Genomic DNA, 1,166 nt, shown 5'->3' with positions numbered 1-1,166 from the left:
GGGGGGGTGCGTAAGGGTGTTTCTTCCCCCCCGTTGGGGGGCCGGGGGGGGGGGGCCGGGCCCCCCACCGGCGGGGGGGGCGCCCGTGTTGGGGGGGGGGGTGGGCCCCCCCCCGGGGCCACCCACCCCGGCCCGGACGGCACACCGGTCAGGTGATCCTGGGGCTGCGACATTCGATGTACGGGACTTGCTGACCTTGGAGGAAGTGACAACTCCGATGGTGTCCATTGGTCACCCAGCACGCTGGCTCGGACATCAGCCCTACCGGCCGGCTTGACGGACCGTCGCCGTCTGGCAGCGCGTGAATCACAGCCCGATCCAGCGCGCCATCCCGTTGACGATCAGTCCCCCGACCGCGGTCATAGCACCGGAGAGGACCGCAAGGCCAGCTGTCCGGACCGTCGCACGGCGATCGGAGCGTTGCGGCTGTCCCTGACGAGCAGGGACGGTACGAGAGCGGCGCTTGGGCCGAGTCCTGCTGATGGCTACCCCTCCTGAACAACGACGCCAGGCACACCTCTGACGGAGGTGCGCCGCAGAGCCTCAGCGGCCCCGCAGTTCCAGTCTGGGGCTGCCTCAACGTGGTAGGGAAAGGACGTTTGTGCTGGTCAGAGCTAGTCCAGTGGTGGTTTCTGTGAGTCTTCACGAGTTATCGCGTAGTCATCGCAGGTCTCTGGTGGTCTTCGTTAGGCTCAGATGGTCACGAGCTAGGGAGGGACACGTGGCGAAGGTCTTGCGGATGCCGTCCGAACGCGACCTGCCGCGGGGAGCGCGACGCGACTTCGTGGAAGAGCTGTGGGCCTACTACCGCCGGGCAAGCCGCCCGACGCTCCAGGAGATCGCCGACGCGATCGCAGCCGACTACGACACCTTCACCGCGAGCAAGGAGACCATCCGCCGGACCATGCTCGGCAAGACTGTGCCCATCGACGGGGACGTCGCCGACGCCATATTCGAGGTGTTCTGTAGACGCTCCAAGACCGCTCCAGACGAGGATCGGTGGCCGGAGTCGGTCGGCGAGCCAGAGTCGCGCCGGGACTGGTGGCGCAATCTGTGGTCACGGGCCCTGGAAGAGGAGCCACCTACACCAGTTGAGCCGGGAAGCACCGGCGGCTGGAGTCGGTCGGCGAGCCAGAGTCGCGCCGGGACTGGTGGCGCAATCTGTG

The 1,166-nt window shown here is 67.8% G+C and carries 1 protein-coding gene; it reads left to right on the top strand.

Going from position 1 to position 1,166, the window contains the following annotated elements; genetic code table 11:
* Positions 1–721: 721 nt before the first annotated feature.
* On the top strand, positions 722–1,166 hold a 445-nt coding region (locus tag ACIQOV_RS42220), incomplete at its 3' end, for a hypothetical protein (RefSeq protein ID WP_401056554.1).

Source organism: Kitasatospora sp. NPDC091257 (genome assembly GCF_044757675.1).
Lineage (GTDB): Bacteria > Actinomycetota > Actinomycetes > Streptomycetales > Streptomycetaceae > Kitasatospora > Kitasatospora lactacystinica.
This window is presented reverse-complemented; position numbering and strand designations above follow the sequence as displayed.